Here is a 23,834-nt window from a genome sequence, read left to right as displayed (position 1 = left end):
CAGTCCAGGAGGACAACATGTACGCCCCACACAACAACCCAGAAATGCAAGAACGTCGCGAGCATGGCCGCCGAGGCCCGCATCGTGGACACGGTTTCCGTCGAGGATTCGATGGAGAGCGCCCCGAGGGTCGCTTCGAAGACCGAGCAGAAGGACGCCCCGAAGGCCGACGCGGTCGCGAAGGTCAGCGCGGACACGGCCGCCCTCACTTCGGTGAAGCCGGCGCAGCGCTCCGTCCCGCGATGGGTCTACTCCGAGGTGCCGCTGTCGCGGTAGCCGCAGGTGGGACCGCTGAGCAGGTCGCCAAGGCAGAGGCAATTCTTGCCGAGGCACGCCGTGCACTGTTCGAGATGCTCGCGGAAAAGCCGGCTGACGTGCAGCAGGCTCACGCAGAATCTACCGACACACTGCCGGCAGAGTGATCACGGCGCTCAGGCGCCGACGGTGACTTCCTCGCTGTTCATGCCGGAAACGTGGCCGTCGGCGCCCTCTCGCCAGTACCCGACAACATTGTGCTTGTCGCGAGCAATTCCTCGAACTTCCCTCAGATGCTTACGAATACGACGGCTGGTTGCGCTTTCGCACGCCACCCACGCGTAGATGTCGGCCGATTCGGATTCGGGAAACTCGATCTTCTCCACAGCCTCGAACAGCGCGCTCGGCGCCTTTCCGAGGCCACTCCCCACGAGCCACGTGTACGTGACGTCGCCGCGAGTGACAAATTCCTGTCGATCCTCTTCGGTTTCGACCTCGATGATCGCCTGTGCGACATCGCTCTCTCGAAGTTCTTCGACAATCCTGCCCAGTCCGGGGAGACCCGTGGCGTCTGCGACCAGCAGCTGCCAGCGAGGACCCGCCGGTGCTTGGTAGTGGGACCGCGAACTGTCCGACCAGAAGACGCCTAGTAGGTGACCTGGTTCGGCCCGCAGGGCCCAATCCGCTGCAATACCGCCAGGGTGCACGACGAAGTCGATGTCCAGACGTCGGCCGCCGTCGTGCACCTTGCGCACGGTGTAGTGCCGCCACGGTGGCTCGGTTCCGAGATCGGCCTTGCCGTAGTCGGGATTGTTGAAGTAGTCGTAATCTGCTTCTGTTTCACCGGGTTTCGGGAACGCGATATCGATGCGCTCGTCGCCTTGTCCGCCGGTCGGCCAGTGCCAGTCGCCTTCTGCCTCGATGCTGATTCGCCGCATGTGCGGGGTCAGGGACGTGACGGTGACAACGCGGGCGGGTTCGCAGAAAGACATTCCTCGACCCTATTGGTCCTGCGTGTCGAAGTGGAGACAGATGCTGTCGCAAGACGGACATCGAGCGCAACCGAAAATGCCAGCGTATGCCCCGAGGCATGGTTCTTCCCCGGTGCATACGCTGGCATTTTCAGTTATGCCCGTTCAGGCGGCTGTCGGTGGGCTGTTCCCGCCGATCGGCTGCTGATACGGATCGATCGACATCGGCGGATAGAACACCGTCTTCCGATCCGGGCCGATCTCGACCCGCCATTCGGTGTGGTGCAGCGTCCGATGATGATGACCACACAACAAGATCAGATTGTCGAGATCTGTTGGGCCACCATCGTTCCAGTGAACGATATGGTGAGCATCGCACCACCCCGACGGAGTCCCGCACCCCGGAAACGCACACCCACCATCCCGAACCGCCAACGCCCGCCGCTGCGGCACCGTTGCTGTTCTCGCTTCCTTGCCGCAGTCGAGCGGAACACCATTCTCGTCCAACAAGATCCGCGTCACGGTGCAGTCGCACGCCAGCATCCGGGCAGTGTCGATACTGATCGGACCTACCCAGTCCGTCCATGCGAACCCGAGTTCCTCCGTCGACGGCAGGAGGTCTTTCAACGCCTGCAGGTCCGTCATGTCTTTCGCCGATGCGGTGACCGTGATGTGTGGTTTCACGCCGCCCTCGATCGGACCCAACCCCGCCCGCTCATACCGGCGCAACAACTCGCAAAACCCGTCCGCCCGCCGTAATGCAGGAGTACGGGTGTCCTTCACGCCGTCCTTCTCCGGCGTCGGAGCCGACAGACTCGACAACAACGTGATCAGACGGGCCCCGTTCACAGCATCCAAGTCACCCTTCACAGACACACGCCCGTACAAGCCTTTCGAGGCGTAGAACTCGTTGCGCTCCGAATCTTCCCCGACCGGAACACCGTCCTCACGCTTGCCGTACTGCTTCTCGATCCGCCGGATCGCCGCCCGCACCGCATCACAATCGGCAATGTTCTTCGACGCCAACCCCAACAGAATCCCGCGGGCCTTGTCCACATCCGCCAGGGTCATGTTCTTCGGCGGATGCTGACAGAACGACGCCACCTGACGGGCTTTCAACGCATCCACATCCCCACGATGAAACGCATCGCCCACAACGGGTTCGAGCATCAACAACCGCGCCAACCCGACCAGCAGACTGCACTCACCGATCTCCAGATTCGTCGAACCATGCAACCACTGCGCGATCGACCGAAAACCCTTCCCACCGAGAACCTCACGGGAAAACATCTCCACGATCAGCAACACCATCCGCGACTGCAACTCGTGCCGGACACGCACCAGATCCAGAACCTCACTCTTGAGGTCCTCGCCATCCAGCTGCCACGCATCCCGACTGTCCATGCCGAAAGCTTAATCGAACAAAGTTTCGAACACAAGAGAATTGCAAGCGAAAATTACTGCTGTCCAGCTACTTTCGACAATTCGGACAAACGTCAGATCGAACCCAGCTCCCGCGCTCGAGCTACCGCCGACGTCCGCGACTTCACGCCCAACTTGCCGAAGATGTGGACCAGATGCGATTTGACCGTGGTCTCGCTCAGGAACAGTTCTTTACCGATCTCGCGGTTGGATCGACCCGCCGCCACCAGCTTCAGCACCTCGATTTCCCTTGGGCTGAGGCTGGTTTCGGGCTTACGGACGCGAGTCATGAGCTTCGACGCGATGGCAGGTGAGAGAACGCTGTCCCCGCTCGCAGCGGCGCGGACGGCCGACAGCAACTCGACCGGGGGTGTGTCCTTGAGTAGATAGCCGCTGGCTCCGGCTTCGACGGCGCTCAAGATATCCGCGTCCGTGTCGTAGTTGGTCACAACGAGTACGTGCGGCGGATTCGGCAGCGCGCATACCGCGCGGGTGGCGTCGACCCCCGTCTTGCCTGGCCCGAACCGCAGGTCCATGAGCACGAGGTCGACCGGCGTGGTGGCGCAGAAGGCTATGGCTTCCTCGGCGGTCCCTGCTTCGCCGACCACCTCGATGTCGGATTCGCTTTCGAGCAGCGCTCGCAGCCCGGCGCGCACGATCGCGTGATCGTCGGCGAGCAGCAGGCGGATCACTGTTCACCGACATCGAGGGGAAACGTCACCGCGACGGCCGTGTGTCCCGGCTCCGACTCGATGGAGAACGTTCCGCCCTGCAGTTCGACGCGTCGTCGAATTGCGTTGAGGCCAAACGATTCCGCCGGTCCACGTTCGAGAACTTCCACGTCGAAGCCGCGGCCGTTGTCGACCACGTCGAGGCTGACGGTGTTGTCGGAATACGTCAGTGTCACAGCCATTCTGGTTGCATCCGCGTGGCGGAGAACATTGGATACCGCGCCCTGGGCGATGCGCACCAGTGTTGCTTCGAGGGGCATCGGCAGCCGTAGTGCCTCACCTTCGACCACGGATCGTGCTTCCAGTTCAGGACTGCTCGCGCGTTCACAGATTCGACGAAGCGCATCGGCGAGCGACTGACCGTCCAGGGCCGCCGGTGTCAATTCGGCGATGAGTTGGCGGGTTTCGGCAAGACTGTCCGCTGCAGTTTCCCGTGCGAGGCTGATCTGCCGGATGGCCGGGCTCTCCGGATCGGCGCGTTCGGCAGCGTGAAGGAGCATCTGGATGCTCGAAAGTCCTTGGGCCACGGTGTCGTGGATCTCGGCTGCCAGCCTTTCACGTTCGGCGAATTTTCCGGCATCGCGAGACGTCGACGCCAATTCTTCACGGGTGTTCATCAATTCGTCGATGAGACGTCCGCGCTCGGCTGCCTCGCGGTACAGCGCTTGATATCCGAGACCGATAGCAACGGCTACGGCGGCGCCGATGATCGGGCCGACGGCGCCGGCCACCGTCCACCCGCGATGCAATCCGGTGCCGATCACGGCGACAGCCGTTGCCGCGGTGACGGCCAGCAGGCTCCACGGGCGCCGCAGAATATGGAGATAGAGGAAGAAGAGTCCGAACGCGAGGTAGGCGGCGTCGGCGGATACCGCCATCGTCGCGATCCAGACGAGGGTCAGCACGGCCAGCCACCAGCGGGCAGCGTTGCCGCGCAGCCTTTTGGCAACCCCGAAAAGATAGACGGCAACAAAGATCACGGCCAACGCGATGATTGTTGCGGTCAGGTCGGATTCGTCGATCAGCGCTCGAAGAAACACCACACCGGCCAGCGCCATGACAAGGACATGCAGGCCCAGTTGTAGGCCGGCGAAGACAGGCGTGAGCGGAGATCGGTGCATCTCGCCCAGCTTAGCGAGGTTCGGGCCTGGTTCATCCATCAAAAGTTGTAAACCGGGATGGTTCTTTCGAGCGCTGGAATGTCGATCCGAGGTGCGATGGAAAGAGTCTGCATCCGCGAGAGCGTAGAGGCAAGCACAGGAAAGGAATTCACAGTGTTTGTCGCAATGAGGGACTTACGGGCAGCGCGAGGTCGTTTCGCGCTGATCTCCGTCGTGGTTCTGTTGGTTGCACTTCTGGTCAGTTTTCTCAGCGGGTTGACTGCAGGACTTCGCCATCAGAACGTGTCGGCCATCGAGGCCATGAATGCCGACACGGTGGTGTTTGCAGACACCGGAGCTGGGGCGTCGTTCGACGAGTCGGCGCTCACACAGGACCAGGTCAACGCCTGGGCCGGGGCCGCGAAGGATGTCGATCCCATCGGAATCGGCCGCGGGAAGGCAGGATTGGCCGACGGAAATCAGAAGTCGGTGGCCCTGTTCGGTGCTGACGGCGGTTTCGGTGACGTGACGCCGTCGGCGTCAGGCACGGTGGTGTTGAGCGAAGGTGCCGCCCGCGATCTGGGGGCGGGCGCCGGCGATCAGGTGAGCGTCGGTACGCAGCAGTTCACCGTCAGCGACGTTCGCGGTGACGACTGGTACAGCCATTCGCCCGTCGTCTGGATGACGCTCGGTGACTGGCAGGCGGCCAATCCACGCGGCGGAGTTGCGACAGTACTGGCTGTCACCGGAGCCTCCGACGCTTCCGCAACGGACAAGTCAGCCGCGACGACGTCGACGACGGTCAGCGGTTCGCTCGACGCGATCGGTTCGTACAAGTCGGAAAACGGGTCGTTGACGCTGATGACGCTCATGTTGTTCGCGATCTCGGCCCTGGTGATCGGTGCGTTCTTCACGGTGTGGACGATCCAGCGAACCCCGGACATCGCGACGTTGAAAGCGCTCGGCGCGACCACCGGTTCTCTCGTGCGCGACGCACTGGGCCAGGCGCTCATCGTCCTGATTGCCGGCGTCACCGCCGGAATCGGGCTGACGGCCGTGGCCGGCTCGTTGATCGGAGACGCCATGCCGTTTGTCCTGGACGCATCGACCACCGTCGTACCTGCCGTGGCATTGATCGGGCTCGGTCTGCTCGGCGCGGCCTTTGCACTTCGATTCCTCTCGACCACCGATCCACTCACAGCATTGGGGAGCGCACGATGACCGTCACAACCGGCACCACAGTTCTCGACATCCAGAACGTCGATCTGACATTTCCCGACGGGCAATCGCGGGTGACGGCGCTGGACGACGTGTCTCTGCGACTGCACCGCGGCGAGATCGCCGCGATCACCGGACCTTCGGGTTCAGGCAAGTCCAGCCTGTTGGCGGTGGCGTCGACCCTGATCCGTCCGGATTCCGGGCACGTCTATCTCCGCACGCCGGAAGGCAGCACCGACATCGCGGCGCTGAGTCGGCGGGCGGCGTCGGAGCTGCGACGCTCGTCGATCGGGATCGTCTTCCAACAGTCGAACCTCGTGTCGTCGTTGACGGCTCTGGAGCAGCTCGAGGTGATGGCGCATCTGGGGCAGTCCGTTTTCACGTCACGGACCCGTCGCAAGGCCGTGAAATCAAAAGCGATGGATTTGCTGGACGCTGTCGGGCTCGCGGATCAGAGCGGAAAACGACCGTCTCAGCTGTCGGGTGGGCAGCGACAGCGCGTCAATCTCGCGCGAGCATTGATGAACGATCCGCAGCTTCTGGTGGTCGACGAGCCCACCAGCGCGCTCGATCAGGAGCGCGGTGCCGCTGTCATGGATCTGATCATCGGGGTGGTGCGGGAACGCGAGGCGGCAACCCTTCTCGTGACACACGACCGAAGTCACCTGTCTCGGATGGATACTGTCTATCGTGTTGTTGACGGTTCCTTGGCGGAGGACCAGGAGGCGCTCGCGGCGTAACTCAGGCGGGCACGATTCGGGCATTCGTCACTGCATCCGGGCGGGAAGTCAACCCGCGATTTGCTGGGCAGTTAGACTGTTGTCGACTCGGGCAACTTGAGAGGACGTGTTATGGAACGCCGCCGCAATGTTGCGCAGCCGCCACAATCGCCGATTGCGGATCTGGAGCAGATGCCTGCTCTGATTCTCCTCGACAGGCTTCCGGTGCCGGTCATGGCCGTTCACCGCGACGGCAGCATCGTTTTTGCCAACCCGTCCTTCGCTGACATGCTGGGATATCCCAAGAAGGCCGTCTCGGCTTTGCGTTTGCAGGACATTCTCTACGACAAGGATGCCGACGACGTCAGTGCCGAGCAGGCTCATCGTGAACTGAGTTCCGAGCCGGGCTCGGTCAAGGAGTTCGTGCACTCCGACTCCACGTTGGTGCGCGCGACGGTCAGTCAGTCTCTGCTCCGACGGGACGACGACACGATCACCCTCGCCGTCCTTCACGATCTGACGGAACGCCTGTGGAACAACCCACGGCACATCGACGACAAGCCCACCAAGTAGTCCCAGCTACTTCCGGGATTTGACGGTTCGGTCCAGGCCCAGGGTGGCGGCAAGGGTGTTGACCACCCATTCTTCGTACTTTTGGCCGGTCCAACCCGCGCCGACCACGAGGTCTGTGTACGTCTCGGGACTGAGCAGCGTGAGTGCGACGTTCACGGCTGTCTCGAGGTCGACGGTTGGCGCTTTTTCGACTATGCCGACCATCAGATGTTCCTGCACCGTGCGTCGCTGAGTGCGGTTGATTTGCCACAGGCGGGCGGCGTCCTCGTCGGCGGAAGCGGCAGCCCGCAGTGCCAACAGGATGTCTGCGGTGCGCTCCAGAATGAGCCGTCCGTGGTGAACCTGAATCCGGAGTTGCCCGAGTGGATGTGGGGCGCCTAGTGCTGCCGCCACCCACGGACGGTCGAGAGTTGCCGTCTTTTCCTCGTCGCCCGCAACGGCCACGTCGAGCAGTGCTGACAGCACGCTCGGCTTGTTGCCGAACACAAAATAGACACTCTGCACCGACACGCCCGCCGCCGCGGCAAGCTGTTTGATCGTGGCGGCCGCGTAGCCGGGATCGACAAAAACTTCCCGCGCTGCCTCGATGATCTTGCGCCGCGCCGACGTGTCTTCCCGAAGAACCTCAGTCATGATTAGAGTTTAACTCTAGAGTCGAACTCTAGCGACTCGGGAGGCGAAATAATGACGAAGGTTCTTGTACTCGGTGGCTACGGTGCCGTCGGGATTCCCCTGATGAAACAACTCGCGAAGGTCCCCGAAATCTCCGCGTACTCCGCCGGGCGCGATCGTGCCCGCGCGGACGTCGTCGTTGATCTTAAAGAACCAGGCGCGTACGCGGCTGTGGTTCGAGACTTCGATGTCGTGGTGAATGCGTCGGGTTTCGAGGACGTTCGCCTGGCAGAAGAAGCGGTACGCGGTGGGGCGGCATTCGTCGACATCACGGCAACCTCGAGCTACTGCGAAGAACTGGAAGCGGTCGACGGCCCAGTTCTGATGGGCGTCGGATTGGCACCGGGATTGACCAGTGTCCTTGCCGCCGAAGCGCATCGACTCGGCGACGGACCCGTGGACATCGTGATCGGCCTCGGCGGCGGAGAACTACACGGACCGGCCGCGACGGCGTGGACGTACGGGATGTTGGGAACGAGGTTTCCCGATCCCGACGGGCGATCGATCCGGAACTACACCGGGATGAAGACGTTTCGGATGCCGGCGGACGCGACCGGGTACCGATCCGGTCCTGCTGTGCGGGCAGACTTTTCGGACCAACATGCGTTGACGCGCGACCTTGGTGTTCCGGTCAGAACGTACCTGCGATTGGACACGTCCACCGCGACGCTCGGGCTTGCGGCCATGACGTGGGCGCAAGCCCTCCAGAAGGTAGTGCCGAAGAAGCTGTGGGGCTCGGATCGTTGGGTTGCGATGGCACGAACGGATACCGGCCCGGCGCTGTGGGTTTCGGGGCGTAGCCAGTCGGCCGCGACGGCAACCATCGCCGCGCGTGCCGTGCAGGTGATTCGAGACAGTGCAATCTCGAAGCCGACTTGGTTTCACGCGGTGGAGACCGCAGAGTCGTTACAACTGGCAGTTCCGGAACTGTCAGTGCGGCAATGGGATGGTACGAGGCGGACGTCCGGCAAGACCGTCGACTAGTCGGGGCGAGCCGAGAAACGGCAATCCGGCGGCCGCATTGGTGAGACAACCGGGAACGACGACGCGGACGACGCGCAGGCCGGCGCGGAGAACATCAGTTGTGGTCAGATCGACCCATGCCGGCCTGAAACCCGAACCTGTCAGTGCGCTTTCGGTGTCGATGGGTGACGTCAGAGAGTCGAGGTCCACCTCGCCGACGACGGCATCTGCCAGCTCACTCTCGAATCGTGCTTGGATCTCCGGGTCCAGGTGGAGCTGCAAGTGGCATCCGTAGTCCATGACGTCGGCAAAGTCCGATCGGTAGACGTCCGCGTAGTGTCGGTCGGCTCGCCACGGCGCAAGCGGGCTGGTCGGGGAGGCAGCGGCTAAACCGATGCCGCTCTCCGGGTCGTCGTAGTCGGCGGAAAGCAGTTGCAGCTGAAGCGCTTCGCCGAGCGACTTGAAAGCAGCCGTCTGCGCTTCTTCGTGGCAGGCGGTACCCATGGTCGAGTATCCGGTGAGTCGGTCGTGGACGAGGGCGCCGAGCACCGGGATGCCGAAATCGCTGTCGAATGACAACCACCTGGTCGAGAGGCTGCCGTGATTGCCCAGGCGCCGAAGCACCTCGGGGATGCCGGTGACGATCCGAACGCCGCGTCTTCCGGTCCAGGAAAGCGTCATCGCGTCGCGCTCGACTATCTCGCGCAATGCATTCCGTATCGCGAATTCCGTCGTGGGACCGGCGGCGAGACCCGCCTGAGCTACTGGAGAGATCGCCGGACCCGTCCGGGCGACGAAATGAGGATACGAACCCCAGACGAGTTCGGCCGGTACCCAGATATCCGAACCCGTGATCAGGTCGACTCCGAGAGTCCAGTCCAACTCGAGATCGTCGGTTGGTTCGACGAACGGGAACTGTGGCTGCGCGTACTGGGCGGCGTCGAAACGCGCGAGTTGTGACAGGTCGATGCTTGCTCGGATCAATGCATCGGCCGACCCGCGGACGATCGGTTTGGCGACGATGTTCCCGCAATATCGTTCCACCGCTTCGCCTATCGCAGCTGCGGTAGGCCGCGCACGGTCACCTAGATCGAAGCAGTATCCGGCACCCGCCGAGTCGCTGGACCAGGGTGAAAAGCGTGCCGAATCGCAGACATACGAGTGAATCAGCTTGAACTCCGGCGGAAAGTGCTGGGGAACAACGGCGTCGACCAACTCTCGAATGATCCCAGTTCGGCGGTCGACGAGCAAAGACCTCATGCGAGAGGGACCGGCAGATGCAGATGGGTGGTCGATGCGCTGGTCAATCTGCTACCTCCAAGAAGGGGAAAAGCTGCCGGCGCATTGTTGTAGAGGCCGGGAGACAGGACGCGGACGACGTGCAACCCGGCAATCGAGATGTCGCGAGTGGTGAGATCGACGGAAAGCGGCTGGTGTCCTCGGGACGTCAGGAGAGCAATCAGAGAAGTCAGATTCAGCGGCGCCTCGTCGGGAATCTCTGATACCGAGCGTGTTTCGGTGTAGTCGAAGAGATGCTCTTCCGCTGCCCCAGCCATCACGGGGTCGAGATACAGCTGGGCGACGGTCGGCAGATCGACGACGTCCTTCCACTGCGCATCGAATTCGTCTCGGTAACGACGGTCGGCCCGAAAGGGTTTGTACAGGTGCGCCGGCAGCGTTCCGTCCGCCACGCTGCGCCAGGTCGGCCCGTCGGGGTCGGCGAGGTCGATCGTGATGGCAAGTACGGCGTACGCCTCGACAAGCGCCTTCGAGACTGCCGCCTCCACCGTTGGTCGACAAGCTGTGCCCAGCGCGACCAATCCACGTCGGTCATCCCGGATCCACACTGCGGCGACGGGAATGCCGAAGGGGGAGGGAAGCAGAAGCACTCGAACGCTCCGAGTGTCGCTCTCCAGATCCCCGAGTTGGCGGTGCACAGGTAACCGCTCCCAATCGGCGAGCTCGATTGCCGGCTGTGACCGGTCCCCGCACCACCACAGTGCGGTGGCATCGCGTTCGAGAAGTTCCAGCAGAGCTGACATCTCGGCCTCGTCGCGTGAGCGTCCCGCGGCGATTCCGGCGTACTGCAACGACGCGATCGGTGGTTCGCCGCGACGGGTGCCGGTGTAGTACCCGAGATAGGTCAGGGCGGCTGGCACATAGGTGGGCACTTTTTCGTCCATGGTGTGACCCAGCGCCCAGCGGATTTCCAGAGCCGATGTGAAGGGAACAAAGGGGAATCCGGGAAGGCGGTACTGATCCTCGCTGTACAACGCAAATTTCGCCGGATCGACGACCCGTGAGCCTGCCAGTTCCAGCGCTGACGCACTGCTGCGGATCAGATCTTCGGGGACCACGTTGCCGCAATATCTTTCGACAGCCTCACCGGTTGCCGCCCCGCGGGCCGCTGCGTCGTTGCGTATCGAAGCCCCGAATCCGTAAGGGTCCGCGCGAAACAGTGAACCGCTGCCGCCGAAGTTTCTGGTGTCGGCCACCCTCGCGGCCCAACCGACCCAGCCCGTCGGCATGTCCGAGCGAATGTGTGGTTCCAGTGAGGTCAGCACGCCGCTTCGGGCGTCGACCAGCAAGTCATCCACCGGCAGTTCCTCCGAGTATCGGCAGGGTCAACGACCCGGAAAATGATTGGTGCAGTGCGGTACTGCGTGTTCCTCGATAGCGATCACCGTCTCCGAGATTGCGTGCGAGTCGTGGGAAGTCCGAGCCGGCGATCCGCAGCGTCAAGACATCACCCGCGCGCACAGTGTGCAACACGGGATCGAGATCTATGGTCAACGTGCCGGAGCAAAGGCTGACGCCGGCCCCACGAGCGATCGACCTGGTGACTCCGGCGCTATCGACGACGCTCAGCTCGACGATCCAGTCAGCTTCGCCCTCGGGCGAATGCACTGTCAACTCCACCGAAGGCATTCCCGACAGCACACACTCGACCTCCATTTCGAAAGTCCAGACAACACAGTCGTTTCGGCCCTCGTCTGCGTGGTGCGTGAAGTTGAAAGGCGCCGTCCTCGGGTCTGGTTCGAGACGAACGCGATTCGCACCCGTGACATACGGTTCGCTCGACCAATCGCCGGCACCCCGGTCGAATACCCGATTGATGGTCACGGGCCGCGCCGAGAATATCGATTCCATCCACTCGACCTGAAGGCGGCCGAAACTCGTCTCGCCGACCATTCCAGGGCGGAGGTCGTGCGCCCAGGGGCCCACGATCAAACTCTGCGGCCCGCGCCCCAGGGACGTGAAGTGTCGCAGTGTCTCCCGAATCATCGCATCGTCCCAACCGCCGATGTGCAGCCCGGCGACGTCGAGTTCGGAGAGTTCGTCCGCGGACACCAGATCATCGCCACCGAAGTCTTCGCGCTCACGAGCGCGACGGATCGGCGTCAACCAGCCCGGTGAATCGGAGGTCAGACCAACCTCCTCGATCATCGACTGCACCGGGAGATGTTCCAGCAAAGATGAATCCGAGCGCATCAGGGCAGGGATGAAACCCTCACGAGAGGAAGACGAATCTCCGTGCTCGCCCCACCACGCCAGATGCTCGGCGAGGAGAAGTATCCCCGAGGGATCACGTTTGACGCGGTCGCTTCCGATGGTCGGCACTTTGGAGACGACGCCGCGAGCACGAAATGCCCGATCGGCGCCGTTGGTCTCGGCAGTAAACGCCCACGCAGTTCCGGCCGCATACGAAGCCCCGCTTGCGATGACGCACTCCGGTGTCCACGGCTGATCCTGCAGCCACTCGGCAAGGGCGGCGGCGTCCTCGCGCTCGTGGACGTAGGGTTCCCAAGATCCGGTGGAATCGTGCCGTCCACGTACGTCCTGACAGATGAATGCAATTCCTCGCGATCGCCATTCGAGCCCCTCGGCCAGATGCCACCCGCGTCCGTACGGGGTGCGGATCACGATCAGTCCCCGAGGTGAAGAATCTGGTGGGAGAAGCACATCCGTAGCCAGCGAAGAGCCGTCTGCCGCTGGGATCTTCACTCCGAGTGAGATCACCGGAGCGTCGGCGAAGGTTCGAGAACGCCGCCTGGCAGTGGTAGCACGGGATGGCGAGTCATCATGAGGGTTCGTGGATTCATCCGGATCTGGTGGTGAAGGTGTGATTGCGGTGCGCCATGGGCACCAGCCACGACGTCCGAACATGCAAGTGCACTGACCATTGCGGCTGCGGTGGGTGAAAGTCCAAGCGGACGACGTTCGCTGTCGGCGAGGTGGTTCCACAGAGCCAGCAGGTGATCCGGTACACGTGACGCGGCTAGCCGTCGACCGCAGACGTCCCGGTAGCTCGCGCTGTCGATGCCGTCGAAGAAGGGACCGATGCAGATCTCACCCAGCTCCGTGTGGACGCGTTGCCACGGAGTTCGGCTGTGGCGGCACCAGGTATCGAGTTCCGACCACGCGTCATGAGGAGGAGCGTCGGCAACCGACAGTACGAGGTCCGAAGACGCAACGTCGTCTTCGATTGGCGCAGTCGTGGATACGACTTCGAGATCCGGAAGAGCCTTGGAGAGCAGAGCGATGCAGGCATCGGCAACGGGCCCGACCCCGTCCATCAGCACACGCTGTGGGCGCGGAATCTCTGGCACTTGACTTGGAACAACCAGTACGCCGCGAGTGACGAGAGCGTCGGCGATCTCGATCGCTCCCGCGCCGAGCACCGAACCAGGCCGCCGGAGAAAGTTGTCGAGTTCTGCGAGATCTTCGGCCGGCGCACCGATCGTGACTGCGTTCTCGTCCGGTGTCAGGTAATGCCAAACACCGTCCGGTGTCGGATACAGGTGGTGTCCGTCGGCGAGGGCGTACACGGATCTCCTTGTCGGTGCCCGCACCCGACGAGTCGGATGCGGGCGGGGTCATCGGCAGATCAGACCGTCGAAACGGTCTGGATCAGGGAAGGTTTCAGCTCTGGAAGCTGAACGGGTTGTCGACGAGGGCGTTGGTGCCCACACCCTGCAGAGCGTGTGCGGACGTCGCCTCGGCAACCGGCTCGAAGGTGAACGGGTTGTCGACGAGGGCGTTGGTGCCGACGCCCTGGAGTGCATTGGCCTGAGCCGAGTTGGAGACGCTGTCGAACGAAATGTTGCTCATTGTCATCCCTTCCGTAATGGAAACCATTTCCATTACGATGCCACCGTACGAAAGATCGCCACGGAGAGCAACAGGTACAAGAGAGTGCATACATGAGCGAGACCTCGACGACGGGATCCGCCGAAGCGCAACCACATGTGTTTCGGGACAGATCGTTTCGATTGTTCTTCACGGCTCGCACGATTGCCGTGGCCGGTGCGGCCGTCACCGGAGTGGCAATGCCGATTCTGGTGTTCGACATCAGTCGGTCTCCGTTTCTCACCTCGCTCGCGGCTGCGGGGACGGTTCTGCCGTACCTCGTGTTCGGCTTGTTCGCGGGCGCCGTGGCAGACCGAGTCAACCGGCGGACAGTCATCCTGTGTGCGCAGGCCGTTGCTGCTCTTGCCTTGGCGAGCATTCCGGCGGCGCAGGCGCTCGGTGTGTTGACGGCATGGCACGCGGTCGGCGTATCGATGTGCATCGGAACGTGTTTCGTGTGGTTCGATGCCGCAGCTTTCGGAGCCTTGCCTGCCCTGGTCGGTCGGCAGAGAATACCGGCCGCCAACAGTGCGTTGTGGACTTCCAGCACGCTCGTCGATGTTGCCTTCCCGGCTATTGCCGGAGTGCTCGTGGCGTCGATCGGCCCGGCCTACGCATTGGGTGCTGATGCACTGGCCTACGTATTGGCCGGGCTGGCCATGGCGTCGATCGGAGCCTCGTTCTCGAGTACTCCTGCGGTGCCGAAGAAGTCGGAACCCGGAATTGCGCGTGACATACGCGAAGGCCTCAGCTTCCTCTGGCAGTCTCCGCTCCTGCGAGCCTTGACCGGCGTCGGCTTCGTCAATTCGCTGACGCAGGGTGCTGTCACGGCGCTCCTGGTGGTGTACGCGACCGAGAGGCTGGGGATTTCGACGTCGAGTCCGATGATCGGGGCCGTGTGGACAGCAGTCTCCGTGGGTGGCGTGGTCGGCGCAGTCTTGCTCCCACGCCTACCGGCGCAATGGCCGGTCGGCGCGATCACTGTCGGTGCGTTGACCATCGCCCCGGTGGTGCTGCTCGTCGTTGCGACAACCAGCAACACCGCCGCAGCGATCACCGCTCTGACCGTCTACTCCGGCTGTGCGACTGTCACCATCCTCAACGGCATCGGTGCACGTCAGCGTCTGACTCCGGATCGTCTACAGGGGCGCGTGAACACCACGGCGAGGATGGTCGCCTGGGGTGGTTCGCCGGTGGGTGCCTTGATTGCCGGGGCAATTGCAGGACGTTGGGATATCGGCACCGCCTACCTCGTTGCGTGCAGCTTTGCGCTGGTCGGGGCACTCTTCGCGTGGGTGAGCGCCCTGCGGACCGATCCTTGTCCGCACAGATGAGCATGTCACTATTAATGAAAACGACTGTCGTTATGGTTAGATCCACCTGTTCATCCCTGTGAACCCCACCTATTCAGGAGTGCGATGACGCTGACCAGCGAAGCAGTACCTGATGCCCCGTCGCGTGCGCATCCCGTCGGCGACCGCGGATACGTCCCGTTTCTGTTGGCCACGGCCGTGGTCCTTGCCACCGTCTCTACCGTCGCGGTGTGGTCGGGCGCTGCGTCGCTGTCCTTCGCCGACGTATTTGCGGTGTTGTACGCGCACGTCGGTGGGCCGCCGGTCGACCCGCTGCTCGACCGGATCGTGTGGGGACTGCGGGTCCCGCGCATTCTGATCGCGGCACTGGCAGGTGCCGGGTTATCACTGGCCGGCGCGGTACTGCAAGCGTTGGTGCGCAATCCGATTGCCGATCCGTACATCTTGGGTGTCGGGTCGGGAGCGTCCTTCGGCGCAGTGCTGATCATGACGACGGGCATCGGAACCGGCCTGTCGATCGGTGTTCCGGTGGCAGCCTTCCTGGGGGCCATGGTTTCCCTGATCGCGGTTCTCGTACTGGGTCGGCGCGAGGGAATGCTTGTCCCGCTGCGCATGGTCTTGGCCGGAGTTGCCATCGGCTATCTGCTCTCGGCTGCAACGAGTTTCGTGCAGTTGCGCGCCGATCCGAGTCAGCTTTCGGGAGTGCTCTTCTGGTTACTCGGTTCGGTGAGCGGGGCAGGTTGGTCGGATCTCGGTGTGCCCGCCGCGGTGATCACCGTCTGTGCGGCAGTGCTGTTGACGCAGTCTCGCCAACTCAACGCGCTGGCGATGGGAGACGAGAGCGCGCAATCGGTGGGCGTCGACGTGCGCCGTACCAGGTTGCTACTACTGGTGATCGCGTCGTTGCTGACCGCGGTTGTTGTATCCGTTGCCGGCGGAATCGGTTTCGTGGGGCTACTCGTGCCGCACGCCGTAAGACTCCTCGTCGGATCCGACCACCGCAAGCTGCTGCCGGCAACCGCGCTGGTCGGTGCAACCTTCCTGGTGATCGTCGATCTTGCGTCTCGGATGTTGGATGCGCCCAACGAATTACCGCTCGGAATCATCACCGCCGGATTGGGTGCTCCGTTCTTCCTCTGGTTACTTCGACGCGACGGAGGTGCGCAGTCATGAGATTGTCGGCCAGCGGGATTCACGTCGTTCGAGGTGGGCGTCTGGTGGTTTCCGGCGTAGATCTCGAAGCGCCCGAGGGGAGCGTGGTCGGACTCGTCGGGCCGAACGGCAGTGGAAAGTCCTCCCTCCTGCGCGCGTTGTACCGCTCGATGAAGCCGCGAAGCGGAATCGTGAAGGTCGACGAAGTGAACGTGTGGGACGATCTCTCGCCCCGATCCGCAGCACGCATCATCGGTGTTGTGGGGCAGGAGCATTCATCCGACTTCTCGTTCAGCGTCCGCGAGGTGGTGGCGACGGGCCGGACGCCGCATCACAGCGCATTCTCTCGACTCGGTGAAATCGACCGGGACATCGTCAGTGCCGCACTGGCACGAACCGGTATGCACGGCTTCGGATCACGACTCTTCGCCGAACTGTCCGGCGGAGAAAAGCAGCGTGTGATGTTGGCCCGGGCGATCGCTCAACAACCGTCGGTGCTGGTCTTGGACGAGCCCACCAACCACCTCGACATCCGAGCTCAACTCGAACTGATGGAATTGGTCGCCGAACTCGGTACTACGACGATTGTCGCGATCCATGAACTCGCCTTGGCCGCAGCGTATTGCGACTACGTCTGTCTGCTCTCCGGCGGGGTAGTTGTCGCGACAGGACCAACGGCCGAGGTCCTCACCGAGGACCTGCTGTCCGAAGTATTCGGGGTTCAGGTGCATCTCGGCACTCACCCCTTGACCGGGCGTCCCTTGCTCTCGTTCGCCCCTCCGCTACTACACACGAAAGAAGCAGTGTCTTGAAATCCTCGATACGTACTGCCGCGCTGTTGTGCTCGGCCGTTACCGCCACTGCAGTACTGACCGCATGCGGAAACTCCACGGCGGATTCGGCGACGTCGTCGTCCGAGAAGATTTCCGTCACCAATTGTGACCGCGAGGTCACGTTGCCCAAGACGGCGGAGCGGATTGTCTCGCTGTATCCGTCGATGACAGAGCTTCTGATTCAACTCGGTGCCGCCGACCGCATTGTCGGACAATCGAATACCGATCTCTCTCCTCCCAGCCCCGAACTCGCGGATCAGTTCGCGGCCGTGCCGGTACTGAGCACCGGAGTTCCCGCGAAAGAAGCATTGCTCGACGCCCGTCCGGATCTGATCGTCTCCGACGGGGAATACTGGTTCGACGGTGACCGACTGCAGAGCATGGACGAATTGCGTGACCTCGGCATCCCGATCTTCGTGAACAGCGGCTACTGCCACAAGGCGGTCACCGAGGGGCGGATCGACGACGTCTGGTCCGACATCGACGGTCTCGGTGCCCTGACCGGAACAAGTGACGAAGCAGCAACTCTCCTGGCAGATGGCAAGAAGTCGCTCGCAGAAACCGAGGCATCCGTGGCCGGGAAGGAGCCGGTTCCCACTGTGATGGTTCAGGTTTCGGAGGGGCAGTCCTACGCTCTGGCGAGGGGCCTCTACAGCAGCGTGCTCGAGGCGGCCGGGGGAAAGAACCTCTACGAGAGCGACCTTCCGGATGGGAAGTACTTCGGCCAGGTAGCCACCGAATCAATACTCGCGAAGTCGCCGCAGGCAATTCTTGTCGTTTACTCCACCGAGTCGGCTCGGGAATCCACACTCGAGGCTGCCCGCACGGCATTTGCCGGGACGCCTGCCGCGACGTCGAATGCGATCTTTGCCGTTCCGGAGGCGTGGTTCGCCGGTGAATTGGTGTCGATCGACGGAGCTGCCGAGGTATCTCGCCTGCTGCACCCGGGTTCGTGAGGTCTTGACCGCCCTCGAGCGGGTCGAGGCCGTCGTATCGCTGCATGCTGCGCTTGACCGGACGGTGGCTCCGTCGGAGCTACCGTTCGACGAGGGCGCACTGCCCCCGGTGACGTCTGAGTTCGTTGAATTACCGGCGCCGACGCCACTGCCGGCCCGGGACTTTCCGGATATCTTGCAGGCACGACGGAGCCACTACAACCCAGCGCAAGATGCTTTGGGAATCGATGAACTTTCAAATGTGCTGCACCACAGTCTGGTCAGCAGCCCGACGGCCGGTGGGATGCGCGAACTGACGCTGTCGTTTGTTGTCCGCCAACCCGGACACTCGCTTGGAGCCGGGGTGTACCGGTACATCCAGGAAGGCCGTGCTGAGGCCGTCCGGCCGGGTGACGTACAAGGAAACCTTCGAGCGAGCCTTCTCCAGCCCGAGTTCGTCGACGTGTTCCCGGTTCTTCTGTTTGTCGTCGCGAACGTGGAAGCGCCGCTCGAGAAGTACGCGATGCGGCACTACCGCACGATGCACGTGGATGCCGGTGTGCTGGTTCAGAATCTGTACCTTGTGACCGAGGCGATGGGACTTGTGGGCTGCGCCATCGCAGGATTCACGGATGCGCGAGTGGCGTCTCTGTTGAATCTCGCGACGACGCAGCTTCCCGTAATGGCTTTTGCACTCGGGCGGCCCAGCTAGTTCAGCCGAGGATGCGGGCCTTCTGGGTCTCGAACTCGGCCTCCGTCAATACGCCGGCATTCTTGAGTTCGCCCAGCTTGGTGAGCTGTTCGAGCTTAGCGTCCATCGACATTTCCGATTCTGCCGGAGCTGCCTGCGGCGGGAGGGGCGGTAGATCGGGAATCGGCGGCACCGGCTGGACCTGCGCTGCGCGGGCCTGATCTTCGGCGGCCCAACGGGTCCGCTGACGGCGCTGAACATTGCCGTGAATGGAGCTTGCGACGGCTACCCGGCCGGCTCGCCTCAAGAAACTCATGCGTCCTTCTCCGTGGTATCCGGTGCGGTGTTGTCCAGTGCAGCAGCCAGTTCGTCCACGCTCAGGTGACCTTCGGTGACAACCTTTGCGCCGCTGCGGGTCCAGGCCTCGATGACCGGCAGTATTGCCAGTTCCTCGTAGACGAGTACGGCGGCAACGCTTCCGGCAGCCAACTCTTCACCAACGGCAGCGATGTCGCCGGCGTCGAGCAGTCCGGAGGCAGCGCCGTCGAACTGCGCCAGATCGAAATCTGCGAGTTCGAAGGTGGACGCGGGTACGACGGATACCGTTCCGTCGGCGGCTTTGGTGACGAACTCGAGGTCGAGGATGCGGATCACTCCGGAGTCGACGAGAGTGAGCAGCTTCTCGAATCCCGCGGAGGTCGGTGCACCGCTGGGAAACTCGACGGCAACGTATTCGATCGGACCGAATTGGTCTTGGTTGGACATCGGTTACTTCTTGCCCTTCGTGGGTTGCGGTTCGTCCAGAGCAGGTACTTCGTTGGGCATGCGCCCGGCCGGAATGATGGCGAGCAGAGAGAGCCCGGCGAGTACGAGCAGCGAGGTTCGCAGTGCGCGCAGGCGCGCTTCGGTGTTGATCCGGATGGCTTCGTCGATCTGTGCCTGTGTCGCGGAGGTGTTTTCGAGCGTCACGACGAGTTGATCGTTGGGGACGAAGTTGACCTGGTCGAGATTGATCCCTGACTCGACCTTGAGCGATGCCGGGATGGTGGGGTTGTCGATCAGCTGCGAGCTGACGAGGCTACCCAGGATTCCGACGGCGAACACGCTGGCCACCGCGATGCCGACGCTGCCGGACATGTTGTGTACCAGTCCTCGCCAGGCGCCGACGTCACCGGCCAGTTCCTTGGGAGCTGCGGTGAGGAGGGTGTTGAACACCAGCGCAACGATGGCGCCCTGCCCGAGGCCGAGGGTGATAAGGCCGATGACAACGAAGATCTGATGCCAGTCACCACGAATGGTGAAGGCCAACAGTATGAGTCCAGCGGCAACAACGACGAACCCGGCTCGTGCGATCAGACGCGGGGAGTACGTCTTGTACAGGCGCGCGACGACGGTGCTCGCGATGAAGATCGAGAGTGTGTACGGGATGATCGAGAACGACGTCTGCAAGCTGCTGCGGCCCTGGATGATCTGCATGTACAGCGGAATGAGGAAGTTGGCCGCGGTTCCCACGAACATCATCGTCGCCATGCAGATCGTGGTGGCGCGCTCGGCGCCGGTCTTGAGGACGTCGAGGTTGAAGAGCTGAGGCTTGTTCTGCGCCTTGCGGCTTCGCGTCCACTGGAAGAATCCCTGCGCGCAGATGGTGCCGAGGACTATCAGGATGGCCGCGGGTGAAACACCGATGACCGAGAACGGCGCAGCGTCGGTGGCCAGGATGACGCCCCACGAGTTCAGGCCGCTGAAACCGAAGCTGAGCAGGATGACGGCAACGGCAGCCAGTGCGGCGCCGGCCCAATCGATGGTGATGTCCTTCTGCGGGGGAACAGGTTTGACACGGAAACTCAGGACCAGGTTGACCACGGCGAGCGCCACGACGAGGGCGAAGGAGTAACGCCACCCGATGGTCGTCGCGAAGGAACCGGCGATGAGTAGTGCCAGCACACCGGCTGCGGGGATTGCTGCTGCCAGGTAACCGATGGCCTTTGCCTGCTGATCGCCATTGAAGTTCGTGGCGATGAAAACCGTCAACGCGGGGGCGATGAGAGCGATCACGGCGCCGGACGCGGCTTGCGCCACGAACAGCATTGCCGGGCTCTGGCTCAGAGCGACCGCAGCCATCGCGAGACCGTGAATCGCGACGGCAATCTGGAAGACCAAACGCGTCCCGTAGCGGGCGCCGATCTTGGCGCCCAGCAGAATGAAGGCAGCCATGGCAAAGGTGCCTGCGGTGATCGCGGTGCCGACACTTGTTGCAGGAGTGTCGAGATCGGTGGTGATTCCGGCCATCGAGACGGTAAGCGCATTGACGGCGAACGACGCCTGAATCTGCGTGAGGACCACCACGATCAGTGGTAGCCAGGAGGCGGTGGTTACGGCGGCCGACGTATCGGCTGCGCCAGGCTTTACGGACATCATGGGTCACGCCTTCCTCGACACTGCGTGTACTCGCGGCGTGCCCGGATCAGCCACGCACGGTTACATTAGCCGGAATTGTGCTGAATGGTCGCCTGCAAGTGGTTGGTTTCTTCGCGGTAGACCACCATCTCCCGTTGCAAGGCGCGCCGGAAGCGTGGTTGCTCGGCCAGGAGTACGGCCAGGACGGTCAGCAACAGCCACGTCGCGGCCGCGCTCGCGAGGAGCAACAGGACCGGAATCCACGGCCCACCCATTTGTTCGAGCATCGTCGTCTTGGCCCAGACTCGCCAGTAGAGCATCAGATTGACGATCAGTCCGACACCGTACGAGATGACGAAGGACAGCAGGAACTGCTTCCATGTGCCGTCGTGGCGCCTCGCCGTCATCGGTTCGGCCCGCAGCGGCAAGGCCACGGACATCACGTTGGCGACACCGAGCCACAGCAGGATCATGGTCAGTACCTGACCGCACGCCTTCACCAGATCAGCACTGCTTCCGGAGCGCCACGCGAGGATGGCACTGAGCAGGAACCCGGCGCTGCCGACGAGAAGCAGCATCATCGTATTCTTCGCGACGAGGACGTGCCAGAGCCTGGTTCCGCCGGACAAAGCAGCACGGACGCGGCCGGCGTCGAAGCTGAGCGCATTGGTGCACACGACGCTTCCGACCACACCCGAGAGTGCGTACAGCGCAAGGTAAGGCAGTCGATCTTCCTTGGCGTCCCACTGGAAGAGGCGAATGAATGCCAGGTACGCCAAGCCCATTCCGAGGCTCAGCCCCAGTCGAAAAGCGATCGACCGAGGCTTGCCACTCACGACGTGCCGTGCTTCCTCACGGATCCGGGAGCCGAGATCCTGCACGTGCCGGACGACGGGGTTGCCCGAGTTCAGCGGGACGTAACCGCGGATCGCGGCGGCGACGGTATCGGTATCTCCGGCATCGAGCGCGGCGACGCGTGCTTCGAGAACCGCAAGGTGGGCGGCGCGCAAGGCTATCCGCGCGGTGGTCACCGCGGCGACGGCGTCGGCCTCGGCCTGCGCGGCGGTGCTGATGCCGGCGTCGGCGGGCAGTGGCGGCTGCAACGTCGTGATCAGTTCGAGTTGGCGAGCCATGTGCGGCGACGGCGACAACCCGCTGTACGACGGTCGGCTCAGCGCTGATCGTTCGTCGTCGAGCGAATCACGGACGGACGCGGCGGCCTTGCGGACGGCTGCCGGGTTGTGCCAGCGCACCGACCGGGCATCACGCTCGGCGGCGACGGCCCGGGATGCAACCTCGGTCAGATCCTCCACCGCTGTCAATGTCTGCTCCACTCGGTTTAGGTTGGTTTCATGACCACCAACTCGGAAAAGGAAGATCTTCAGCGGTACCTGCAGGCAGCACGTGACGCGCTCGTCTGGAAGCTCGACGGGCTGTCGGAGTATGACATTCGGCGTCCGATGACCCGGACAGGGACCAACTTGTTGGGACTGGTCAAACACATGATCGGCGTCGAGCTCGGGTATTTCGGTCCGACGTTCGGCCGTCGGGTTCCCGATCTACCGGCGTGGTTGCGTTCGGAGGAACTCAACGTCGACATGTGGGCCCGCGCCGATGAGTCCAGTGCCGACATCGTCGAAACCTATCGCCGCACCTGGGCTTTCGCCGATGTCACGATCGAAGAGAACGATCTGGATGCCCCCGGCTTCGTGAAGCCCTGGCCGGAGAATCGGCGGGACGTCACGTTGCATCAGATACTCGTTCACGTTGTCGCCGAGATTCATCGGCACGCCGGCCACGCGGACATCGTGCGGGAGCTGATCGACGGCGCCGCGGGGATGAAAGCGGGCGCCAACAATCTGGCTCCCGGTGATGAGGCGTGGTGGGCCGAGTACAACGACCGTCTGGAGACGGCGGCACGCGAGGCCCACCACGCCTGAACTACTCGAATACCGGCGCCGCACCGATCACCACGACAACGATCGCGGGGCCGACCATGTCGCCGGCCCCACGGGTGATCCGGGAGACGATTTTCTTCTCGCCCATCTTCGCGACTGAGCCGAGGAGAACGGCGGCGAGGATGCCGCAATTCTTGACATTGACGTCAACGTCAACACACACTGTGACGGTGACCACCAGCGAAACGCAGGAGCGAGCGCGGACAGCCCGCAAGCTCGGGGACGGTCCACGTCGGGCCGGCCTGCTCGACACCGCTGCCCTCTGTTTCGGCGAACTCGGATACGACGCCGTGACCGTCGAGACCATCACCACCAGGGCCGATGTGTCCCGAGCGACCTTCTATGCGTACTTCTCGTCGAAGGACGAGGTCTTCCGTGCCGTCGCCGAAATGATGTGCCGACGCTTTCTCGACGCGCAGCACATGGAGGGGCCAGCGGCCGACGATCTACGCGAAGTTCTCAGAACGACCACGTCGGCGTTCATCACGGCCGTGTACACCTACGGGGACCTGCTCGCGGTGATCGAGCACCGGGCGCGGGTGGATTCCGAGGTCGAGCGCAGTTGGTCAGCAGTTCGCGAAAAGCTCGTGAGCCGCTACGTACGCTTCGTCGAACGTATTCGACAGGTTCACGATGTAGATCCCTGCGTTTCGCCCCCGGTGCTCGTTCAGATGATCTCGGACGCACAGATGGCCGGTGGAGCACGACTGAGTAAGGCGAGTGTCGAAGAGCAGAACCAGTTCATTGCAGATATGACGACGATGTCCGAACGGTTGATCGGGTTCGAAGAGTCGAAATAGA

The 23,834-nt window shown here is 62.9% G+C and carries 27 protein-coding genes; 12 read left to right on the top strand and 15 right to left on the bottom strand.

All coding sequences use genetic code 11. The annotated features are described in order from the left end of the window. The first annotated feature begins 17 nt into the window (after nucleotides 1-17). On the top strand, nucleotides 18-422 hold the full coding sequence (locus EEB12_RS30845; RefSeq protein WP_242459737.1) for a hypothetical protein: 405 nt from the start codon (nucleotides 18-20) through the stop codon (nucleotides 420-422). A gap of 9 nt (nucleotides 423-431) precedes the next feature. On the opposite strand, the gene EEB12_RS14770 is transcribed toward EEB12_RS30845, so the two are convergent. The 4 genes from EEB12_RS14770 to EEB12_RS14755 form a co-directional block, all read right to left on the bottom strand. Then, nucleotides 432-1,247, bottom strand: a complete 816-nt coding sequence (locus tag EEB12_RS14770) for a siderophore-interacting protein (protein WP_141488016.1) — start codon at nucleotides 1,245-1,247, stop codon at nucleotides 432-434. A gap of 144 nt (nucleotides 1,248-1,391) precedes the next feature. Further along, a complete protein-coding gene (locus EEB12_RS14765) occupies nucleotides 1,392-2,630 on the bottom strand; it encodes an HNH endonuclease signature motif containing protein (protein ID WP_141488015.1) in 1,239 nt (412 codons plus the stop codon). A 92-nt stretch (nucleotides 2,631-2,722) separates the two neighbouring features. After that, nucleotides 2,723-3,340: a response regulator gene (locus EEB12_RS14760; RefSeq protein ID WP_019746299.1), complete on the bottom strand. Its 618-nt coding sequence runs from the start codon at nucleotides 3,338-3,340 to the stop codon at nucleotides 2,723-2,725. Next, a complete protein-coding gene (locus EEB12_RS14755) occupies nucleotides 3,337-4,539 on the bottom strand; it encodes a sensor histidine kinase (protein WP_141488014.1) in 1,203 nt (400 codons plus the stop codon). Before EEB12_RS14755 ends, EEB12_RS14760 begins: the two co-directional genes overlap by 4 nt. Nucleotides 4,540-4,653: 114 nt before the next feature. Between EEB12_RS14755 and EEB12_RS14750 the strand changes: the two genes are divergently transcribed. The 3 genes from EEB12_RS14750 to EEB12_RS14740 all read left to right on the top strand — a co-directional run bounded on the left by EEB12_RS14750 (nucleotide 4,654) and on the right by EEB12_RS14740 (nucleotide 6,989). Further along, complete coding sequence (locus EEB12_RS14750) at nucleotides 4,654-5,700, top strand: ABC transporter permease (RefSeq protein ID WP_181447565.1); 1,047 nt, start codon at nucleotides 4,654-4,656, stop codon at nucleotides 5,698-5,700. Beyond that, nucleotides 5,697-6,437 (top strand): ABC transporter ATP-binding protein, encoded by a 741-nt coding sequence (locus tag EEB12_RS14745; protein WP_141488012.1) that lies wholly within the window; start codon nucleotides 5,697-5,699, stop codon nucleotides 6,435-6,437. Before EEB12_RS14750 ends, EEB12_RS14745 begins: the two co-directional genes overlap by 4 nt. Before the next feature lie 111 nt (nucleotides 6,438-6,548). Beyond that, nucleotides 6,549-6,989, top strand: coding sequence for a PAS domain S-box protein (locus EEB12_RS14740; protein ID WP_003943598.1), 441 nt, complete (start codon nucleotides 6,549-6,551; stop codon nucleotides 6,987-6,989). A 6-nt stretch (nucleotides 6,990-6,995) separates the two neighbouring features. On the opposite strand, the gene EEB12_RS14735 is transcribed toward EEB12_RS14740, so the two are convergent. After that, complete coding sequence (locus EEB12_RS14735; protein WP_019746303.1) at nucleotides 6,996-7,622, bottom strand: TetR/AcrR family transcriptional regulator; 627 nt, start codon at nucleotides 7,620-7,622, stop codon at nucleotides 6,996-6,998. 51 nt (nucleotides 7,623-7,673) lie between these two features. Here EEB12_RS14735 and EEB12_RS14730 point away from each other — a divergent pair, with 51 nt between their 5' ends. Continuing rightward, on the top strand, nucleotides 7,674-8,645 hold the full coding sequence (locus EEB12_RS14730) for a sugar nucleotide-binding protein (protein ID WP_141488011.1): 972 nt from the start codon (nucleotides 7,674-7,676) through the stop codon (nucleotides 8,643-8,645). On the opposite strand, the gene EEB12_RS14725 is transcribed toward EEB12_RS14730, so the two are convergent. The 5 genes from EEB12_RS14725 to EEB12_RS14705 all read right to left on the bottom strand — a co-directional run bounded on the left by EEB12_RS14725 (nucleotide 8,592) and on the right by EEB12_RS14705 (nucleotide 13,736). Then, nucleotides 8,592-9,884, bottom strand: coding sequence for a YcaO-like family protein (locus tag EEB12_RS14725; RefSeq protein ID WP_141488010.1), 1,293 nt, complete (start codon nucleotides 9,882-9,884; stop codon nucleotides 8,592-8,594). The two genes, EEB12_RS14730 and EEB12_RS14725, sit on opposite strands and share 54 nt — an antisense overlap. Next, entirely contained in the window at nucleotides 9,881-11,221 is a 1,341-nt protein-coding gene (locus EEB12_RS14720) for a YcaO-like family protein (RefSeq protein WP_141488009.1), read from the bottom strand. Before EEB12_RS14720 ends, EEB12_RS14725 begins: the two co-directional genes overlap by 4 nt. Then, complete coding sequence (locus EEB12_RS14715) at nucleotides 11,214-12,629, bottom strand: CocE/NonD family hydrolase (protein ID WP_261989822.1); 1,416 nt, start codon at nucleotides 12,627-12,629, stop codon at nucleotides 11,214-11,216. Before EEB12_RS14715 ends, EEB12_RS14720 begins: the two co-directional genes overlap by 8 nt. A gap of 11 nt (nucleotides 12,630-12,640) precedes the next feature. Continuing rightward, nucleotides 12,641-13,453 carry a hypothetical protein gene (locus EEB12_RS14710; protein WP_141488007.1) on the bottom strand — a complete coding sequence of 271 codons (813 nt, stop codon included), beginning with the start codon at nucleotides 13,451-13,453 and terminating at the stop codon, nucleotides 12,641-12,643. A 94-nt stretch (nucleotides 13,454-13,547) separates the two neighbouring features. Then, on the bottom strand, nucleotides 13,548-13,736 hold the full coding sequence (locus EEB12_RS14705) for a streptamidine-related RiPP repeat protein (RefSeq protein WP_181447566.1): 189 nt from the start codon (nucleotides 13,734-13,736) through the stop codon (nucleotides 13,548-13,550). A gap of 92 nt (nucleotides 13,737-13,828) precedes the next feature. Between EEB12_RS14705 and EEB12_RS14700 the strand changes: the two genes are divergently transcribed. The 5 genes from EEB12_RS14700 (at nucleotide 13,829) to EEB12_RS14680 (ending at nucleotide 18,699) form a co-directional block, all read left to right on the top strand. Beyond that, nucleotides 13,829-15,088 (top strand): MFS transporter, encoded by a 1,260-nt coding sequence (locus EEB12_RS14700; protein ID WP_141488005.1) that lies wholly within the window; start codon nucleotides 13,829-13,831, stop codon nucleotides 15,086-15,088. Nucleotides 15,089-15,172: 84 nt separating this feature from the next. Continuing rightward, entirely contained in the window at nucleotides 15,173-16,240 is a 1,068-nt protein-coding gene (locus EEB12_RS14695; RefSeq protein ID WP_069146710.1) for a FecCD family ABC transporter permease, read from the top strand. Next, complete coding sequence (locus EEB12_RS14690) at nucleotides 16,237-17,031, top strand: ABC transporter ATP-binding protein (RefSeq protein ID WP_020968054.1); 795 nt, start codon at nucleotides 16,237-16,239, stop codon at nucleotides 17,029-17,031. The genes EEB12_RS14695 and EEB12_RS14690 overlap by 4 nt, the downstream gene beginning before the upstream one ends. After that, the gene (locus tag EEB12_RS14685; protein WP_141488004.1) at nucleotides 17,028-18,008 is read left to right on the top strand and encodes an ABC transporter substrate-binding protein; all 981 of its coding nucleotides are present in this window, start codon (nucleotides 17,028-17,030) and stop codon (nucleotides 18,006-18,008) included. The genes EEB12_RS14690 and EEB12_RS14685 overlap by 4 nt, the downstream gene beginning before the upstream one ends. Before the next feature lie 4 nt (nucleotides 18,009-18,012). Continuing rightward, on the top strand, nucleotides 18,013-18,699 hold the full coding sequence (locus tag EEB12_RS14680) for a SagB family peptide dehydrogenase (protein WP_031332647.1): 687 nt from the start codon (nucleotides 18,013-18,015) through the stop codon (nucleotides 18,697-18,699). A gap of 1 nt (nucleotide 18,700) precedes the next feature. Here the strand turns inward: EEB12_RS14680 and EEB12_RS14675 are convergent, their stop codons facing one another. The 4 genes from EEB12_RS14675 to EEB12_RS14660 all read right to left on the bottom strand — a co-directional run bounded on the left by EEB12_RS14675 (nucleotide 18,701) and on the right by EEB12_RS14660 (nucleotide 22,409). Continuing rightward, a complete protein-coding gene (locus tag EEB12_RS14675; protein WP_019746316.1) occupies nucleotides 18,701-18,994 on the bottom strand; it encodes an SHOCT domain-containing protein in 294 nt (97 codons plus the stop codon). Continuing rightward, on the bottom strand, nucleotides 18,991-19,443 hold the full coding sequence (locus tag EEB12_RS14670) for a DUF6325 family protein (RefSeq protein ID WP_020968058.1): 453 nt from the start codon (nucleotides 19,441-19,443) through the stop codon (nucleotides 18,991-18,993). The genes EEB12_RS14675 and EEB12_RS14670 overlap by 4 nt, the downstream gene beginning before the upstream one ends. A gap of 3 nt (nucleotides 19,444-19,446) precedes the next feature. Beyond that, a complete protein-coding gene (locus EEB12_RS14665) occupies nucleotides 19,447-21,096 on the bottom strand; it encodes an MFS transporter (protein ID WP_020968059.1) in 1,650 nt (549 codons plus the stop codon). A 65-nt stretch (nucleotides 21,097-21,161) separates the two neighbouring features. Further along, nucleotides 21,162-22,409, bottom strand: coding sequence for a hypothetical protein (locus tag EEB12_RS14660; RefSeq protein WP_141488003.1), 1,248 nt, complete (start codon nucleotides 22,407-22,409; stop codon nucleotides 21,162-21,164). Nucleotides 22,410-22,427: 18 nt separating this feature from the next. Here EEB12_RS14660 and EEB12_RS14655 point away from each other — a divergent pair, with 18 nt between their 5' ends. Beyond that, on the top strand, nucleotides 22,428-23,015 hold the full coding sequence (locus EEB12_RS14655) for a DinB family protein (RefSeq protein ID WP_141488002.1): 588 nt from the start codon (nucleotides 22,428-22,430) through the stop codon (nucleotides 23,013-23,015). Nucleotide 23,016: 1 nt separating this feature from the next. On the opposite strand, the gene EEB12_RS14650 is transcribed toward EEB12_RS14655, so the two are convergent. Beyond that, nucleotides 23,017-23,196, bottom strand: a complete 180-nt coding sequence (locus EEB12_RS14650) for a hypothetical protein (protein ID WP_141488001.1) — start codon at nucleotides 23,194-23,196, stop codon at nucleotides 23,017-23,019. A gap of 1 nt (nucleotide 23,197) precedes the next feature. Between EEB12_RS14650 and EEB12_RS14645 the strand changes: the two genes are divergently transcribed. Then, nucleotides 23,198-23,833 carry a TetR/AcrR family transcriptional regulator gene (locus tag EEB12_RS14645; RefSeq protein ID WP_141488000.1) on the top strand — a complete coding sequence of 212 codons (636 nt, stop codon included), beginning with the start codon at nucleotides 23,198-23,200 and terminating at the stop codon, nucleotides 23,831-23,833. Nucleotide 23,834: the final 1 nt, after the last annotated feature.

The sequence above is a fragment of the Rhodococcus sp. WS1 genome (assembly GCF_003797745.1).
Lineage (GTDB): Bacteria > Actinomycetota > Actinomycetes > Mycobacteriales > Mycobacteriaceae > Rhodococcus_F > Rhodococcus_F erythropolis.
Note: the sequence above shows the minus strand (reverse complement) of the source record. Positions and strands in the feature narration are given on the sequence as shown.

Excerpts from the sequence above, each read along its gene's own strand:
- EEB12_RS14740 (WP_003943598.1), top strand. The coding sequence starts at position 6,549 with ATGGAACGCCGCCGCAATGTTGCGCAGCCGCCACAATCGCCGATTGCG.
- EEB12_RS14675 (WP_019746316.1), bottom strand. The coding sequence starts at position 18,994 with ATGAGTTTCTTGAGGCGAGCCGGCCGGGTAGCCGTCGCAAGCTCCATT.
- EEB12_RS30845 (WP_242459737.1), top strand. The coding sequence starts at position 18 with ATGTACGCCCCACACAACAACCCAGAAATGCAAGAACGTCGCGAGCAT.
- EEB12_RS14745 (WP_141488012.1), top strand. The coding sequence starts at position 5,697 with ATGACCGTCACAACCGGCACCACAGTTCTCGACATCCAGAACGTCGAT.
- EEB12_RS14700 (WP_141488005.1), top strand. The coding sequence starts at position 13,829 with ATGAGCGAGACCTCGACGACGGGATCCGCCGAAGCGCAACCACATGTG.
- EEB12_RS14765 (WP_141488015.1), bottom strand. The coding sequence starts at position 2,630 with ATGGACAGTCGGGATGCGTGGCAGCTGGATGGCGAGGACCTCAAGAGT.
- EEB12_RS14705 (WP_181447566.1), bottom strand. The coding sequence starts at position 13,736 with ATGAGCAACATTTCGTTCGACAGCGTCTCCAACTCGGCTCAGGCCAAT.
- EEB12_RS14670 (WP_020968058.1), bottom strand. The coding sequence starts at position 19,443 with ATGTCCAACCAAGACCAATTCGGTCCGATCGAATACGTTGCCGTCGAG.
- EEB12_RS14730 (WP_141488011.1), top strand. The coding sequence starts at position 7,674 with ATGACGAAGGTTCTTGTACTCGGTGGCTACGGTGCCGTCGGGATTCCC.
- EEB12_RS14665 (WP_020968059.1), bottom strand. The coding sequence starts at position 21,096 with ATGATGTCCGTAAAGCCTGGCGCAGCCGATACGTCGGCCGCCGTAACC.
- EEB12_RS14695 (WP_069146710.1), top strand. The coding sequence starts at position 15,173 with ATGACGCTGACCAGCGAAGCAGTACCTGATGCCCCGTCGCGTGCGCAT.
- EEB12_RS14770 (WP_141488016.1), bottom strand. The coding sequence starts at position 1,247 with ATGTCTTTCTGCGAACCCGCCCGCGTTGTCACCGTCACGTCCCTGACC.
- EEB12_RS14755 (WP_141488014.1), bottom strand. The coding sequence starts at position 4,539 with ATGGATGAACCAGGCCCGAACCTCGCTAAGCTGGGCGAGATGCACCGA.
- EEB12_RS14690 (WP_020968054.1), top strand. The coding sequence starts at position 16,237 with ATGAGATTGTCGGCCAGCGGGATTCACGTCGTTCGAGGTGGGCGTCTG.
- EEB12_RS14725 (WP_141488010.1), bottom strand. The coding sequence starts at position 9,884 with ATGAGGTCTTTGCTCGTCGACCGCCGAACTGGGATCATTCGAGAGTTG.
- EEB12_RS14655 (WP_141488002.1), top strand. The coding sequence starts at position 22,428 with ATGACCACCAACTCGGAAAAGGAAGATCTTCAGCGGTACCTGCAGGCA.
- EEB12_RS14735 (WP_019746303.1), bottom strand. The coding sequence starts at position 7,622 with ATGACTGAGGTTCTTCGGGAAGACACGTCGGCGCGGCGCAAGATCATC.